Raw genomic sequence first — 16,412 nt, 5'->3', positions numbered from 1 at the left:
GCCTGTTTAAAAATTAAATAAAACTAAATTCTCGTCATGCTGAATTTATTTTTTCAACAAGGGGTTTTAACCCCTTGCCTTGCTATTTTCACATTACTTTTTTTAGATAAAATTTAAACAGGCTCTAAATAAACCAATTCCAAACCACCCCAAAACGAATTACAAAATCTCGATACGGATGATTCGGTGCTGATAAATAATTTTTATCCAACACAAAAGAACTAATATTATCTGCTTTAAAATAAATTCGAGTTCTACGAACTCTTGCATTTACAAATAAATCAACTGTTGGAAAACCGATTTCCGTATCATTTTGCAACGTAAATTCGGCTAATAATGGGTTATACGCATTCATTTTATACTTCGAAAAGTATTTAAACGTCGCTCCTATTTGTACAAATAACGGCTTTCCTTTAAACCAATTATCGGAATAATAAAACGTGTTTCGTGTTACAAAATCTGGCACTCTGAAAACCTCATTTCCATTGGCTACTTTTTGATACATCAAGGTATTATCCAACGCAAATTTCCCGAAAGTAAACTCTTTTGAAACTTTTGCTTTTAGATAATTAACACTTCCTGAAAATTGTTTTGGCAAATTATTTTCATCAAAATAGGTATAGTTATCAATATTTGTAATATCCAAAGAACCATTTATCCATTTCGATGTTAAAGTTCCACCTAAATTTCTAGTACCTACCGATTCAAAATTATGTTCCCAATTATAGTCGTTATAACTACTTTGATGCAATAAAAAATTAAAATTCGGTAATTTATTACTGATTTCTAGATGCGCTTTTAAAGTGATAAGACTATCTTTTTTGTAAAAAGCTTCGGCTTTTAAATTATTTCCAGAAAGCCTTCCGCTACCTGGCGTTAGGTTTGCAATCGCATTTACATGAAAGTTCTTAATTTTTCCATTCCAACTCGCTCCAAAAGAAACTGCCTTTCCTATTAATTTATTTTTAGTGATGCCTACCAAATTATTTTGTAAATTTTCGTAGCCATAATTATACGTTGTGTAGCCTGTTTTTACGCTAAATTTCCCTAAAATATATTTCGAATTAAAATCTAAAAAAACAGTATTATTATAACGTAAATAATCGGTTTTATCATTGATATTATTAGCTAAAATAGTATTTCCGAAAACAATAGGCGTTGCTGTAATTTGCGTAAATGTGTAATGTTTTGATTCTCTAGTAAAAGAATGTCCGATTTTTAAATTTGAAAAATCTTGTTGTCGTACACTATCTTTTGAAGCTAATAATTTGAACGTATGTTCAAAATATAAACGCTTTGCATCTAATTTATTTTCGGCATCATTTAAGGCAACATCTAGCCTACCTCTATTTTCACTAAAAGTAGGATCATCATCTAAAAAAGCTTGTAAAGCATCGCTGGTTAAACCGCCGTTTTCCTGATTTAAAATATCTTGATTCACCGCCTGCCCTCTGATTGCATAATTTCCTTTAGGACTTTCGTATCTGAAACTTAATCGAAAATTTCCAGAACTCACTAAGGAACGTCTATAATTTCCTAAGGAACGAAGTCCTTTATAAGCAACTCCGACATTGAATCGTTTTGAAAAATTAGTGGTAAATAACATATCTAACACCTGCCCTTGCTCCAAACCTGTTCTGTACATTGCTTCGGTGGTGGGCGTTGGAACGTGATAATAATTAACATCTTCTTTTTCGAAAAAATTGAAATGCTTAGCACGAAAACCAATATCAGGAAATTGAGAAATATCCGTAAAATTATAGCCTAAATTCGTGAATGTTTGTCCTTGATTATGAAATTCTAACAATTCAAAATTATCTTTTCTTAAAAGATTGAATTTATAATGTTTTTTTAAAGTTAAAGTAGTATCAACAATAGTAGTATCATTTTTAAATGATAGTATTTTATAGTCGGTATATTTGGTTTTTCCGTTGAGTTGTACGCTGATTTCAGCATCAGAAATAGAATCTAAATTTTGATTAAAACCTGTTTGATTTCTTTGATTTCCTTGATTTTGCTGATTAAAATCTCCCAAACCATTACTTAGTTGTCTTATTTGAGCATAAAACAATTGAGTTCCTAATAAACAAAAAAATACTACAAAAATTCTTTTCATAAGGGCAAAAGTAAAATAATTAAACGACAAAAATCACGAATAATTTCTTTGAAAACTGTTAATTTGTATCATGTTACAATTAAAATATAGCCAACACCTTTTAGAAACAGGTACAGATGAAGCTGGTAGAGGTTGCCTTAGTGGTCCTGTGGTCGCTGCAGCCGTTATTTTGCCTGAAAATTTCAAACACGATTTTTTAAACGATTCCAAGCAACTTTCCGAAAAAAAACGTGAAGAATTACGTCCTTATATTGAAAAATATGCGATTTCCTATGCCGTAGCTTTTGTAAATCATCAAGAAGTTGATGAAATAAATGTCTTGCAAGCCTCAATAACAGCGATGCACCGTGCGATTGCACAACTTTCTCCACAACCCGAATTTATTATTGTTGATGGAAATAAATTTAATCCATATCAAGAAATCCCGCATGAAACTATCGTAAAAGGCGATGCCAAATTTATGAGTATTGCTGCCGCCTCTATTTTAGCAAAAACATATCGAGATGAATATATGGCGAAAATTCATCAAGAATATCCGCAGTACAATTGGCAGAAAAACAAAGGATATCCAACCAAAGAACATCGAGAAGCGATTCGGGAATTTGGCATTACGCCTTTTCACCGCAAGACTTTTAAATTACTTCCCGAACAACTAAAATTAAACCTTTAGATTCTTTATTTTTGTACTTCAATAATCTACAATTACTTAGAAAATGATTAAAAGAACTCGTGCCGAAATTAGTAAATGTATCATTCATAAAGTTGCGAATAAATACAATAGTGGAAAAAATGAATTTTCAGAAAGTTTAGTTCGTTTCGATGAAGAAAGTTACGAATTACTGATGCCATTTTTATTAAAAAACTTTGGAACGGTAACACAAAGTTATCGTTTTAAACATCATGCAGATGTTCGTTTAAACGAAATCAACAAATATACTTCTGATATTTTTGATGATACTGAATCATTTATCGAGCATTCGAAAAACATTGTGAATCATTTATATGAGCAATCAAATTCTGCCAATATAAAAACGGGCGATGTATTAGTTGTTTATTTTGAAAACATTGAATATAAAGATATTTTAACCAATGCGGTTGGGGTTTTCAAAATTGAAAGTAAGGTTGATTTTCTACAAACCTATTTAGATGATGATAGTTTTGATGTGGTTGTTCAGAAAGGAATTTCAACAAAAAAATTAGACAAAGGTTGTTTAATTGTCAATTCTACGGATGCTGAGGGAACGGTTATTTTATCGGTGGACAACAACAATTACGATGCTCAATATTGGATTAAAAATTTCTTAAACGCTAAATTTGCTGATGACAGAAACTTACATACACAGCATTATTTAGAGATGTGTAAAGATTTTTCAGAAGAAATCATCAAACCAGAATTTGGAAAAAAAGAGCAGAGTAATTTTTTAGCGAGTACGGTTGATTATTTCAAAGAGAATGAATCTGTTGATTACCAAGGCTTTAAAGAGGAGGTTTTTGAAGATGAAAAGCATCAAGGAATGTTTGAGGATTACAAAAAACATTTTGAAAAATTGAATGATGTTTTAATCCGCAATAATTTTGAAGTTTCAGATGTTGTTTTAAAGAAAGAGAAAAGCAAGTTTAAAACGGAAATAAAGTTGGATACAAATATTCAAATTAAAATTGATATTGATGCGCCTGATGCTTCTTCAGATTATTTAGAGCAAGGCTACGATGAAGACAAAAAGATGAAATATTACAAAGTATTTTACAATACTGAAAAGTAATCAGCAAGTAATAAAATAGTTATATAAACAAAAAAGCTGAAGTTTTAAAACTTCAGCTTTTTTGTATTTTAAAAAGTAAAACATGTTCAAAAAGTGTTTAAAACTACTCTTTTTCAGCCATTTTCTTTACATAATCGGTAATAATTACAATTTGCGTAGGCCCTACTTTTCCTTCGATATAGTTTGCATTTTCATGATCTAAAGAAATTCTACGAACGGCAGTTCCTTGTTTAGCGACCATGCTAGAACCCTTTACTTTTAAATCTTTGATTAAAACAACAGAATCTCCTGCTTGTAAAATAGCACCGTTTGCATCTCTGTGAATAATTTTTTCACTTTCGTCTAAGTGGTCTCCAGTTTCTTTTGCAAAGCGCAAATCTTCTTCTTCTAAATATAACATATCTAGTAAATCTTGTGGCCAACCTTCCTTTCGAAGTCTTGATAACATTCTCCAAGCAACTACTTTTACGGCTCTAAATTCGCTCCACATGCTGTCATTTAGGCATCGCCAGTGATTTGCGTCTATTTTTTCAGGGTTTTCAATTTGTTCGATACAGGTTTCGCATGCTAACAGGCTTCCGTCAATTCCTCCGACTGACATTGGTGGCACTTCATAAATTGATAAATTTTCTTTTGAGGCACAAAGTTCACATTGATTTGCGCTTCTATCTTGTAATTCTTGTAATAAGCTCATTTTGCTATAAATTAAGGATTGTAAAAGTACATTTTTATTTTATGAAAACGAATATTCTAGAAATTATAAAGTATTGTTTTTAGAAATTGAGGTGGGATTATTTGTAGCTATTTCCCGCTTTCCGCACTCGCTTTTTTTGAAGAAAAATCAAAAAAGAGCTCAAACAATTGCTTCAATCGGGGCTAAGTTTATTTATGAAGTTTTGTATTTATTTCTAAAATTCTTTTAAGTTACTTTATTCCTTTTAGGATATAGTTTAACAAAAAATATTCAGACTAAGAATTTAATTTTGTTAAACTAATTAGAAAAAGTGTTAAAAGTTGGTTCGGAATCGTCCAAATTGTATGATTTAGGACTTTGAGTCTATTTAACCTAGATATATTTGTGGCATCCCCCGATAAAAACCTTGCTTTTTCTTAATGAAACTAGCAAGGTTTGTTTTTTATTAAGCTTCCAAATAGAGTTCAATTAATCCTTTGGGAGTTTCTACTTCAATAATTTTATTAACTTTATCGACATTTTTAATAAAGTCATCAATCATTGGAATAAAAATTTCGGTATCTCCATTTTCAATTTCGAAAAGCGGTTGTGCGGCTTTATCGTTAATATAAACGAGTGTTCCTACTTCTCCAAAATTTTTATCGACAATAGTAAAGCCGATAACTTCGTGATAATAAAACTTATTTCCTGATAATTTTGGCAATAAATTTAAGGGTAAATAAATTCCTGCTCTCATAATTGCATCTGCATCAGCTTCGGAATCTACATCTTCAAATTTTACGCGAAACATAGTGCTTCTTGTTAAGGAAGATTTTTCAATAAAAAAAGGAACCAGATTATTGCCTAAATCGACAAAAACTGATTCCAAATTTTCGTAAAGATGGGGTTCATCGGTATCTAATTTGATAACGACTTCTCCCTTAAAACTATGTTTTTTAACGATTTTGCCAAGATAAAAGCAATCTTCTTTTTGCATCATCATTATAGTACCGTTTTTTTATTCTTCGCTATCTGCATTTTCAGCAACAACTTCTTCGCTATCAGCAACAGGATTGTTTGCAGCGATACGTGCATCGTTTACAGCTTTTTCAGCTTCTAAAGCTTTTGCTTTTGCATCTGCTTCAGCTTTTGCTAAACCATCAACTTTAGTAGCAATTACTCCAGTTTTTTCTTCTAACCAAGCAGCAAATTTAGCATCTGCTTGTTCTTGTGTTAAAGCGCCTTTTTTAACTCCACCAGCTAAATGCTTTTTTAATAAAACTCCTTTATCAGATAAAATAGTTCTAGCAGTATCAGTTGGTTGTGCTCCTTTTTCTAACCATGCTACAGCTACATCAACGTTTAAGTCAGTAGTTGCAGGATTTGTATTAGGATTATACGTTCCAATTTTCTCTAAGTAACGACCATCTCTTTTAGCTCTTGAATCAGCAGCTACTACCCAATAAAAAGGTTTTCCTTTCTTTCCGTGTCTTTGTAATCTAATTTTTACAGGCATAATTTTAATTTTTAAGGTTCTCGACCTTTATATTAATAAATCTTATCATCTCGTGATAAGTGGCGACAAATTTATAATTTATTTTTGACTAAATTGCAAAAATTTAACTTTATTGCAATAAAAAAGAGCCTGAAAAACAAGCTCTTAAGAAAATAAGTTGCGATTAAATATTATAAAACTCTAACATCAACAGCATTTAATCCTTTTTTTCCTTCTTTAAGATCAAACTCTACCGTATCACCTTCTCTAACCTCATCGATTAAACCTGATACGTGTACGAAATATTCAGTGTTTGTTCCTGTTTCAGTAACAAATCCAAAACCTTTAGACTCGTTAAAAAACTTAATTGTTCCTTCTTTCATTGTAAAAAATATTATATTTAAATATATCGGCAAATATACTTTTAAAAAGTGTTTATAAATCAACTATAAATTGCTTTTTTTTATCAAAAAAAAAACTTAACACCTAGTTAACAATAAGTTATTAATTTAATTTAATCAAAAAAAATGTTACTTATATAAAATCTACTTAAAGAGTTATTCAAGGGAATGATTCAAACCTCGACTATGAACATGATAATTTCTTTGTATTTTTACACTTTATTTTTATTAAAAACTTCAACCCAACACGCTAGATGTATTTAATTTTTGATACCGAAACCACCGGATTACCTAAAAATTGGAAAGCTCCTTTTACAGATACTGACAATTGGCCAAGAGCTACTCAAATTGCGTGGCAATTACATGATGAATTAGGAAATTTACTCGAGCATAACGATTTTCTTATCAAACCTGATGGATTTAATATTCCGTATGATGCCGAGCAAATTCATGGTATTTCTACCGATTTAGCTCAGGAACAAGGAATTGAATTATCAAAAGGACTGACGTTATTTAATGAAGCTTTACGCAAAACCAAATTTATTGTTGGGCAAAATCTTGGGTTTGATGTAAATATTATGGCGTGTGAATTTCATCGTTTAGGCGTTGAAACAACCCTAACAAATTTACCTGTTTTAGATACCTGTACCGAACAAACTGCGACCATGTGTCAAATTCCAGGTGGTCGTGGCGGTAAGTTTAAATTACCAACATTAACTGAATTACATCAACATTTATTCGGTGTTGGTTTTGGTGATGCTCACAACGCAACTGCCGATGTAGAAGCAACAACCCGTTGTTTTTTAGAATTGATTCGTTTGCGTCAATTTACCAAAGAACAATTACAAGTTTCTGATGATTTTTTTGATGCGTATGCCAAAAATAATCCAAGTACAATTCAAGTAATCGGATTAAATCACTTAAATCTAAAAAAAGAAAGTGATAAAATTCGAGCAAGAATTGAAAAAGAAAAAGGTAGTACAACAACCATCAGTACTGATGAAGGCTTAGCAAAATTAGAAAATGCCACCTTTGCACATCTTCATAATCACACACAATATTCGGTTTTACAATCTACGATTCAGATTGGAAATCTGGTAAATGCCGCCGCAAAAGATAACATGTCAGCAGTAGCAATGACCGATACAGGAAATATGATGGCCGCTTTTCATTTTGTACAAGCCATTATAAATCATAATAAATCCGTAGAAATAGCCAATATTGAAGCCATTGAAAAAGGTGAAAAACCAACCCAAAAACCCTTAAAACCAATTGTTGGTTGCGAATTTAATATTTGCACCGATCATACCAATAAAAGTCAAAAAGATAACGGATATCAAGTTGTTTTGTTAGCAAAAAATAAAAATGGCTATCACAATTTAGCAAAAATGTCGTCTATCGCTTTTGTTGATGGATTTTATTATATCCCAAGAATTGACAAAAAAGTAATTGAACAATACAAAGAAGATATTATTGTACTTACAGGAAATTTATATGGGGAAGTTCCTAGTAAAATATTAAATATTGGTGAAGCACAAGCCGAGGAAGCATTACTTTGGTGGAAGGCACAATTTGGTGATGATTTATACATCGAATTAATGCGTCATCATCAACAAGATGAAAGTGTTGTCAACGAAACACTCTTAAAATTCTCGAAAAAACATCACGTAAAAACCGTTGCCTCTAACAATACGTTTTATTTATCTAAAGAAGATGCCAATGCACACGATATTTTATTATGTGTAAAAGATGGCGAAAAACAAGCAACGCCCATCGGTCGAGGACGAGGCTATCGCTACGGTTTACCAAACGATGAGTATTATTTTAAGTCATCCGAGGAAATGAAAAAATTGTTTGCAGATATTCCTGAAGCAATTATCAATATTCAAGAAATTGTTGATAAAGTAACCCCCTACACCCTAGCTCGTGATGTTTTATTACCTGCCTTTGATATTCCTGAAGAATTTAAAGATGAAGAAGATAACAAAGACAAAGGAAAACGAGGTGAAAATAATTTTTTACGTCATTTAACGTATGTTGGAGCAAAAAAACGATACGGAGAAATTACCGAAAGTATTCAAGAACGCTTAGATTTTGAATTATCTGTTATTGAAAAAACAGGCTATCCTGGGTATTTTTTAATTGTGGAAGATTTTATTCGAGAAGCAAGAAATATGGATGTTGCTGTAGGTCCTGGTCGTGGTTCTGCGGCAGGTTCGGTAGTTGCTTTTTGCTTGTGGATTACTAATATTGATCCCATTAAATACGATTTACTTTTTGAGCGTTTCTTAAATCCTGAACGTGTATCAATGCCCGATATTGATATTGATTTTGATGATGAAGGACGTGGTCGAGTTATGGATTATGTAATTGATAAATATGGTGCAAATCAAGTTGCACAAATTATTACTTACGGAACTATGGCGGCAAAATCTTCTATTAGAGATACCGCTCGCGTGTTAGATTTACCGCTTTTTGAAGCCGATAGAATTGCCAAGTTAATCCCGGGAATGAAGCTAAAGAAAATATTTTCTTTGGATGATAAACAACTCAAAGAGAAACTTAGAACCGAAGAAATTGAATTAGTTAACGAGCTTAAAAGGCTTTCTAACGGTTCGGATTTAATGGCGGAAACCATTAACAAAGCCCGAATTTTAGAAGGTTCTGTTCGAAATACTGGTATTCATGCCTGTGGTGTTATTATTACACCCGATGATATTACCAAGTTTGTACCCGTTGCTTTGGCAAAAGATTCTGACATGTATGTAACACAGTTTGATAACTCGGTTGTAGAAGATGCTGGTTTATTAAAAATGGATTTCTTAGGATTAAAAACGCTAACTTTAATTAAGGATACCGTTAAAATTGTAAAAGCACGTCATGATGTACTTTTAGATCCTGAAACTTTTCCGTTAGATGATGTAAAAACCTACGAGCTTTTCCAAAGAGGAGAAACTGTTGGTATTTTTCAATATGAATCTCCAGGAATGCAAAAACACATGCGCTCTTTAAAACCCACTGTTTTTGAAGATTTAATTGCCATGAATGCCTTGTATCGACCTGGACCGATGGAATATATTCCTTCTTTTATCCGAAGAAAACACGGAGATGAAGAAATTGAATATGATTTACCTGCCATGGAAGAATATTTATCAGAAACCTATGGAATTACGGTATATCAAGAGCAAGTAATGTTATTGTCGCAAAAATTAGCCGATTTTACCAAAGGTGAAGCCGATGTTTTGAGAAAAGCAATGGGTAAAAAACAAATTGCGGTACTCGATAAAATGAAGCCTAAATTTGTAAAACAAGCCATTGCAAACGGACATAATGAGAAAAAATTAGAAAAAATTTGGACGGATTGGGAAGCCTTCGCGTCCTACGCATTTAACAAATCTCACTCTACTTGTTATGCTTGGATTGCGTATCAAACAGCTTATTTAAAAGCACATTATCCTGCCGAATATATGGCAGCCGTACTTTCAAATAATATGAATGATATTAAATCGGTTTCCTTTTTTATGGAAGAATGTAAACGCGCTGGAATTACCGTTTTAGGACCTGATGTAAATGAATCATTTTCTAAATTTTCAGTTAATAAAGAAGGTGCTGTTCGTTTCGGAATGGCAGCAATTAAAGGCGTTGGAGCTGGTGCCGTAAAAGCAATTATTAGTGAACGTGAAAAAAATGGTCATTTTTCATCTGTTTTTGATCTCGCAAAACGGGTAGATTTAAGAGTCGCAAATAAAAAAGCTTTTGAAGGACTGATTTTAGCAGGTGGCTTCGATTCTTTTACAAACACACACAGAGCTCAATATTTTGTAGAAGATGAAAAAAATCAAAAATTTATAGAAAAAGCATTGCGCTTTGGAAATAAATATCAAGAAAATCAAAATTCAGCACAAGTATCGTTATTTGGTGGAGGATCTGAAGAAGAAATGCCCGAACCAATGATTCCTTTTTGCGAACATTGGGGAACCATGGAATTATTAGGAAAAGAAAAAGAAGTCGTAGGAATTTATATTTCTGCACATCCGCTTGATGATTTTAAAAATGAATTGACTTTTTGCAATGCCAATCTTTCGTATTATAACGATTTGACAAAACAAGAAGGAAAAGCACTCACTTTTGCAGGAATTATTACCGATGTACAACATCGAATTTCGAAAGCTGGTAAAGGCTGGGCATCGTTTTTTATTGAAGATTATAACGAAAATTTTGAATTTAGAATTTTTGGAGAAGAATATTTAAGATTCAAACATTTCCTCGTTGTAAATTCCTTTTTATACATCAAAACAATGATAAAACCAGGCTGGACAAGTAGAGAAGGCATCAAAGGAGAACCAAGAATTACCTTTACTGATTTTCTATTATTACACGACATTATGGATAAAATGTGTAAAAAAATAACCCTAAAAATGCCTTTAAAAGAAGTAAACGAATCTCGAATTAAAAATTTACAGCATTTATGTACCCTCAATAAAGGAACTCAAAATTTACATTTTACCATTTTAGATATGGAAGAAAAAATAGAACTCAACCTTCCAAGCAGAAATACAAAAATTAAAATAACAAATGACTTTTTAGAAAGCTTAAAAGATCAACATATTAGTTATAAATTAAATTAAATTAAAATGCTAGAAAAGACGCCAAAAAAACATCAAAACAGCCACGATTTATTAGCGGATAGCACTAAAAACAACCTTTATTTTAAATTGATTTTACAACTTAATAAAGATTTTAAGCTAGCTAATTTTGATTGTGAAATACCTGTAGAAAGTACGCCTTCGGATTTGAAAAAAATACTATATCATGCTATTAAAAACGTCATTATTGATGATTTTAGCACTTACAAAAATATTTTATATATCGCTGATGTATCCGAGGAAATGATACGCAAAATAGACAATTCAAATATGGATATTTATGTTGAAAATGTTGTTTTTTTACTCTTAAAAAGAGTTTGGAAAAAAGTATGGTTCAGTGCGAATTATACTAATTTGTAAGCTCTCGAAATAAGCTTTCTAAATTTTTATTTTCGGTATTTAAACCTAGTATTTTTAAACCATTTTCTTGAGCGAAATCAAAAATTACAGGACGCATATCTTCGGATGTTTCAAAAGTAAGTATCCAATTATTTTCAACGGTATTTTTATAGTGAACAATATTCGGTAAACGCTGTATAAACTGCTCTTCTAGCTTATAATCAAAGGTTACTTTTATAACTTGTTCTTTACTTGTTTTAAGTTCTAAAATTGGTTTATCAATAACGATTTCGCCTTTATTGATAATAATTACGCGGTTACAAACTGCCTCTACTTCTTGCATAATGTGCGTAGAAAATAATACCGTTTTGTCTTTTCCGAGTTCTTTGATTAATTCTCGAATTTCAACCAATTGATTTGGGTCTAAACCTGTGGTGGGTTCGTCTAAAATTAACACTTCAGGATCGTGTAAAATAGCCGCTGCCAAGCCAACTCGTTGGCGATATCCTTTTGATAATTCTCCTATTTTTTTATGTGCTTCGGATGTTAAACCTACTTTTTTAATAACTTCGGCTATTTTATTTTTTGAAACCTTATAAATAGCTGCTTGAAATTGTAAATATTCACGCACATACATTTCCAAATACAACGGATTATGCTCCGGCAAATAGCCAATATTTTTTTGCGCTTCTATAGGGTTTTTAAGTACATCGATTCCGTTTACAAAAACCATTCCTTCACTTGGAGGAATAAAACCTGTTAAAATTTTCATGGTCGTTGATTTCCCTGCACCATTAGGCCCTAAAAAACCAACGATTTCTCCTTTTTTAGCTTCAAAAGAAATATCATTTACGGCTTTTTGTGTTCCGTAAGTTTTAATTATTGATGTAAGTTGTATTGACATATTTTTATCAGATGCTATTATCAAAAAAACTAAATTATCGTCATGCTGAATTTATTTCAGCATCGCATAAAATTAAAAACTCTAGCAAATCAGGATGCGAAACTGAAATAAATTCAGTTTGACGGATTCGATTTTATATTTTTCTGCTATAAAACTTTTTTAAATGAAATTTAAACAGACTCTAAATTATTTTTTCTTTAGATACGAAACGAAACTATAATCGTACTTATTTTTTTCATCGGCTTTAAAATCTTCTTTGGATATTTGTTCCCAAATATTCAAATCAATTTCTGGAAAAAACACATCGGCTTCAAAATCATGATGTACCAAACAAATATCGAGCTTATCTACTAAATTATTTTCAAGTGCTTGCTTGTAAATTTGTGCGCCTCCAATAATAAAAATATCGGTTTCTTCTTTTGATAAATCAATAGCTTTTTCAATAGAATCAGCAATTAAACAGCCTTCTTTAACGTAGTCTTTATTTCTGGTGATAATAACAGTAGTACGGTTTGGCAACGGCTTACCGATACTTTCAAAGGTATTTCTGCCCATTAAAATATAATGCCCAGTTGTAATTTTTTTAAAGCGTTTTAAATCAGCAGGTAAATGCCAAATTAAATCGTTATCTATTCCTAAAGCATTATTTTTTGATATTGCTGCTATTATTGTAATCATAAATTTTAATTTAATAAACGGCTAATTTATTACTTTTTTTAGGAGTTTTAGTCCTTTTTTATTTCCGAAGATATAAAAAATTACACCGCTACAACCCCTTTTATATGCGGATGCGAATCATAATTAATCAATTCAAAATCTTCAAAGGTAAAATCTTCAATATTTTTGATTGCTGGATTTATTTTCATCGTTGGAAGTGGCTTTGGAGTACGAGATACTTGTAAAGCTAATTGTTCTTGATGATTATTATAAATATGCGCATCACCAAAAGTATGGATAAATTCGCCTGCTTCATAGCCACAAACCTGTGCAATCATCATGGTAAACAAAGCGTAAGAAGCAATATTAAAAGGAACTCCTAAAAATATATCGGCACTTCGTTGGTACAATTGACATGATAATTTTCCATCGGCTACATAAAACTGAAAAAACGCATGACACGGTGGTAATGCTGCTTTTCCGTTGGCTACATTTTCAGAAAATGATTTTGAAGTATCGGTCATTACAGACGGATTCCAAGCAGAAACTAACATTCTACGGCTGTTCGGGTTGTTCTTTAAGGTTTCAATTACTTCTTTTAGTTGATCAATTTCATCGCTATTCCAATTGCGCCATTGATGTCCGTAAATAGGGCCTAAATCGCCATTTTCATCTGCCCAAGAATTCCAGATTTTAACACCATTTTCTTGTAAATATTTAATATTTGTATCGCCTTTTATGAACCAAAGTAATTCATAAATAATCGATTTTAAGTGCAATTTTTTGGTCGTTACCATTGGGAAACCTTTACTTAAATCGAATCGCATCTGATGCCCAAAAACACTTTTTGTTCCTGTTCCTGTTCTATCTCCTTTTTCGTTTCCGTTGTCTAAAACGTGTTTTACTAAGTCTAAATATTGTTGCATTTGTTGTTCTAATTTTGATGAAATTATCCAATAATCATACCAGCAATCGTTGCTGACATTAAAGAAGCAACTGTTCCTCCAATTAAGGCTTTCATTCCAAATTCGGATAATGTTTTTCGTTGCCCTGGCGCTAAAGAGCCAATTCCACCAATCTGAATCCCGATAGAAGCAAAATTTGCAAAACCACATAACATATAGGTTGCCATAATAATCGATTTATTATAGGTTAAATGTGTTGTATTTGCGACATCTTTTAATTCTGATAATTGAATATATCCTACAAATTCACTTGCGGCTAATTTAATTCCTAAAAGCTGTCCCATTAATGCCATATCTTCTCGAGCGACTCCAATTAACCACATTAAAGGAGCGAAAATATATCCTAAAATAAACTCTAAAGAAAGTGCTGTATAGGCTGTTGATTTTTCAATAATCGTATTTAAAGAGGTAAATTCCCAACCTAAATAACTGATTCCATTAAAATCTCCTAAACCACCTAAAACACCGTTTATCAAAGCGATAAAAGCCACAAAAACCAATAACATTGCGCCAACATTCATGGCTAATTGTAAGCCTTCGGTGGTTCCGTTGGCAATAGCATCTAATATATTTGCTCCAATTTTATCTTGAGAAACTTTTATATCGGTAACAATTTCTTCGGTTTGCGGATACAAAATTTTAGAAATAACAATTGCGCCTGGCGCTGCCATTACAGATGCCGCTAATAAATGTTTTGCATAAAATAATTTTAAAGTTTCATCATCACCGCCTAAAAACCCGATATAGGCTGCCAAAACTGCTCCAGCAACGGTTGCCATTCCGCCAATCATCACCAATAACATTTCAGATTTATTCATTTTTTCCAAATATGCCTTAATCAATAAAGGTGCTTCGGTTTGTCCTAAAAAAATATTTCCAGCAACTGATAAACTCTCTGCGCCCGATATTTTCAAAACTTTACTTAACGACCACGCCAAGGCTTTTACCACTTTTTGTATCACGCCTAAATAAAATAATAAAGATGTTAATGCCGAAAAGAAAATAATCGTTGGTAATATTTGAAACGCAAAAATAAACCCGAAAGTATCCATATCAGAAATTAAACCCTGAAATAAAAATTCACTTCCCGCTTGGGTAAACCCTAAAATACTTACAAATCCTTTTCCGATAAATTCAAAAATAGCTTGTACAAAAGGAACTTTTAAAACACCAATCGCAATTATTAATTGAAAAGCCAATCCTAGCCCGACTATTTTCCAATCAATTCCTTTTCTATTTGCGGAAAATAAAAAGGCAATCAATACTAAAGAAATCATTCCTAAAAGACCACGCCATAAACTCTGCATTGAAAATCCTTGACTAGGTTTTATTTTCGCTGTATTTATGGTATCAGTTTCATTGTCTTGGTTGCCTTGGTTGTCTTCGGATACTTTTAAAACTGCAACTTCAGCTATAATTTCTTGAAGAGTTTCTTGAGAAGTTTCTTGAGGATTTGAAGTGAAATTATATAAAATATTTTGTTCTGATATTGTTAAAACACTATCGGTCAATTGGATAATATTATAATAACGAACGGTATCTTTTGGTTCTTTATACTTAAAAATCAATAAATTATTTTGATGAATATAATTTCCTGAAGCTTGTAAATTATCTTTATTGATTATTAAATAATTGAATTCACCTTTTGATAAATTTAAAACATCTTTGGTATCGGCAGGTGATGCTAAAGATGTTCCTTTTATGGTTGTTGTTGATGAGAAGTTCCAATTTTTCTCTATACTTTGACCAAAAGTTAGTACTGATGCACAAAGCATTAGAAGCGTAAATAATCTCTTCATTTTAGGTGTTTTATATTTTATTAGGAATTTATTAAGAACGTTTACTAATTTCATCACGAATTTGTGCAGCTGATTCATAATCTTCGTTTGCAACTGCTTCATTAAGTTTTTCGTGTAATTCTGCTATTGTTATTTTCGCTGTTTCTTCTTCGATTTCATCTTCTAAGGAAAACGCTATTTCATCAGTTTCTAAATCTTCTTCAATAATTAATTCTTCGTCTAATTTTAGATATACACCTGCTTTGTCTAAAATATTTTCGTAGGTAAAAATCGGTGCATTAAAACGAACAGCTAATGCGATTGCATCGGAAGTTCGTGCATCGATAATTTCTTCTACGTTATCTCTTTCACAAATTAAGCTCGAATAAAAAACACCATCTACCAATTTATGAATCACAACCTGTGTTACTTTGATAGAAAATCGATCAGAAAAGGTTTTAAATAAATCGTGTGTTAGCGGGCGTGGCGGACGAATCTCTTTCTCTAAAGCAATCGCTATAGATTGTGCTTCAAAAGCGCCAATAATAATAGGTAATGTTCTTTCGCCGTATATTTCACTTAGCACTAACGCATACGCGCCACTTTGAGTTTGACTATACGAAATACCTTTAATAGTTAGTTTTATTAAACTCATATATAAATTTCATAAAATAA

The 16,412-nt window shown here is 31.8% G+C and carries 14 protein-coding genes; 4 read left to right on the top strand and 10 right to left on the bottom strand.

Annotated features, from left to right (window positions below):
* Positions 1-124: 124 nt before the first annotated feature.
* Positions 125-2,116, bottom strand: a complete 1,992-nt coding sequence (locus L0U72_RS00515) for a putative porin (RefSeq protein WP_233898120.1) — start codon at positions 2,114-2,116, stop codon at positions 125-127.
* Between the two features lie 70 nt (positions 2,117-2,186).
* On the opposite strand from L0U72_RS00515, the gene L0U72_RS00510 reads away from it, so the two are divergent.
* Together L0U72_RS00510 and L0U72_RS00505 are read left to right on the top strand one after the other, a co-directional pair.
* Positions 2,187-2,786 (top strand): ribonuclease HII, encoded by a 600-nt coding sequence (locus L0U72_RS00510; RefSeq protein ID WP_233896837.1) that lies wholly within the window; start codon positions 2,187-2,189, stop codon positions 2,784-2,786.
* A gap of 43 nt (positions 2,787-2,829) precedes the next feature.
* The gene (locus L0U72_RS00505; protein WP_233898119.1) at positions 2,830-3,879 is read left to right on the top strand and encodes a nucleoid-associated protein; all 1,050 of its coding nucleotides are present in this window, start codon (positions 2,830-2,832) and stop codon (positions 3,877-3,879) included.
* Between the two features lie 103 nt (positions 3,880-3,982).
* On the opposite strand, the gene L0U72_RS00500 is transcribed toward L0U72_RS00505, so the two are convergent.
* The 4 genes from L0U72_RS00500 to L0U72_RS00485 form a co-directional block, all read right to left on the bottom strand.
* Positions 3,983-4,573 (bottom strand): PhnA domain-containing protein, encoded by a 591-nt coding sequence (locus L0U72_RS00500; protein WP_101918126.1) that lies wholly within the window; start codon positions 4,571-4,573, stop codon positions 3,983-3,985.
* Between the two features lie 445 nt (positions 4,574-5,018).
* Entirely contained in the window at positions 5,019-5,549 is a 531-nt protein-coding gene (gene rimM / locus L0U72_RS00495; RefSeq protein WP_101918225.1) for a ribosome maturation factor RimM, read from the bottom strand.
* A gap of 21 nt (positions 5,550-5,570) precedes the next feature.
* The gene (locus L0U72_RS00490; RefSeq protein WP_233861269.1) at positions 5,571-6,068 is read right to left on the bottom strand and encodes a 30S ribosomal protein S16; all 498 of its coding nucleotides are present in this window, start codon (positions 6,066-6,068) and stop codon (positions 5,571-5,573) included.
* A gap of 170 nt (positions 6,069-6,238) precedes the next feature.
* Complete coding sequence (locus L0U72_RS00485) at positions 6,239-6,430, bottom strand: cold-shock protein (protein WP_058885915.1); 192 nt, start codon at positions 6,428-6,430, stop codon at positions 6,239-6,241.
* Positions 6,431-6,702: 272 nt separating this feature from the next.
* Here L0U72_RS00485 and dnaE point away from each other — a divergent pair, with 272 nt between their 5' ends.
* The gene (dnaE, locus tag L0U72_RS00480; protein ID WP_233898118.1) at positions 6,703-11,076 is read left to right on the top strand and encodes a DNA polymerase III subunit alpha; all 4,374 of its coding nucleotides are present in this window, start codon (positions 6,703-6,705) and stop codon (positions 11,074-11,076) included.
* A gap of 6 nt (positions 11,077-11,082) precedes the next feature.
* A complete protein-coding gene (locus L0U72_RS00475; protein WP_233898117.1) occupies positions 11,083-11,454 on the top strand; it encodes a hypothetical protein in 372 nt (123 codons plus the stop codon).
* On the opposite strand, the gene gldA is transcribed toward L0U72_RS00475, so the two are convergent.
* From gldA to L0U72_RS00450, 5 genes are all read right to left on the bottom strand, one after another.
* Positions 11,444-12,337, bottom strand: a complete 894-nt coding sequence (gene gldA / locus L0U72_RS00470) for a gliding motility-associated ABC transporter ATP-binding subunit GldA (RefSeq protein ID WP_233898116.1) — start codon at positions 12,335-12,337, stop codon at positions 11,444-11,446. The genes L0U72_RS00475 and gldA overlap by 11 nt on opposite strands.
* Before the next feature lie 186 nt (positions 12,338-12,523).
* Positions 12,524-13,015 (bottom strand): dihydrofolate reductase, encoded by a 492-nt coding sequence (locus L0U72_RS00465; protein ID WP_233898115.1) that lies wholly within the window; start codon positions 13,013-13,015, stop codon positions 12,524-12,526.
* A gap of 80 nt (positions 13,016-13,095) precedes the next feature.
* Positions 13,096-13,920 carry a thymidylate synthase gene (locus L0U72_RS00460; protein WP_233898114.1) on the bottom strand — a complete coding sequence of 275 codons (825 nt, stop codon included), beginning with the start codon at positions 13,918-13,920 and terminating at the stop codon, positions 13,096-13,098.
* 23 nt (positions 13,921-13,943) lie between these two features.
* Entirely contained in the window at positions 13,944-15,758 is a 1,815-nt protein-coding gene (locus L0U72_RS00455; RefSeq protein ID WP_233896828.1) for a NupC/NupG family nucleoside CNT transporter, read from the bottom strand.
* A 31-nt stretch (positions 15,759-15,789) separates the two neighbouring features.
* Positions 15,790-16,392 carry a bifunctional nuclease family protein gene (locus tag L0U72_RS00450; RefSeq protein WP_193699587.1) on the bottom strand — a complete coding sequence of 201 codons (603 nt, stop codon included), beginning with the start codon at positions 16,390-16,392 and terminating at the stop codon, positions 15,790-15,792.
* Between the last annotated feature and the right edge of the window lie 20 nt (positions 16,393-16,412).

Source organism: Tenacibaculum piscium (assembly GCF_021390755.1).
Classification (GTDB): domain Bacteria; phylum Bacteroidota; class Bacteroidia; order Flavobacteriales; family Flavobacteriaceae; genus Polaribacter; species Polaribacter piscius.
The sequence above is the reverse complement of the archived record's forward strand: the minus strand, read 5'-3'. Positions and strand labels throughout refer to the sequence as shown.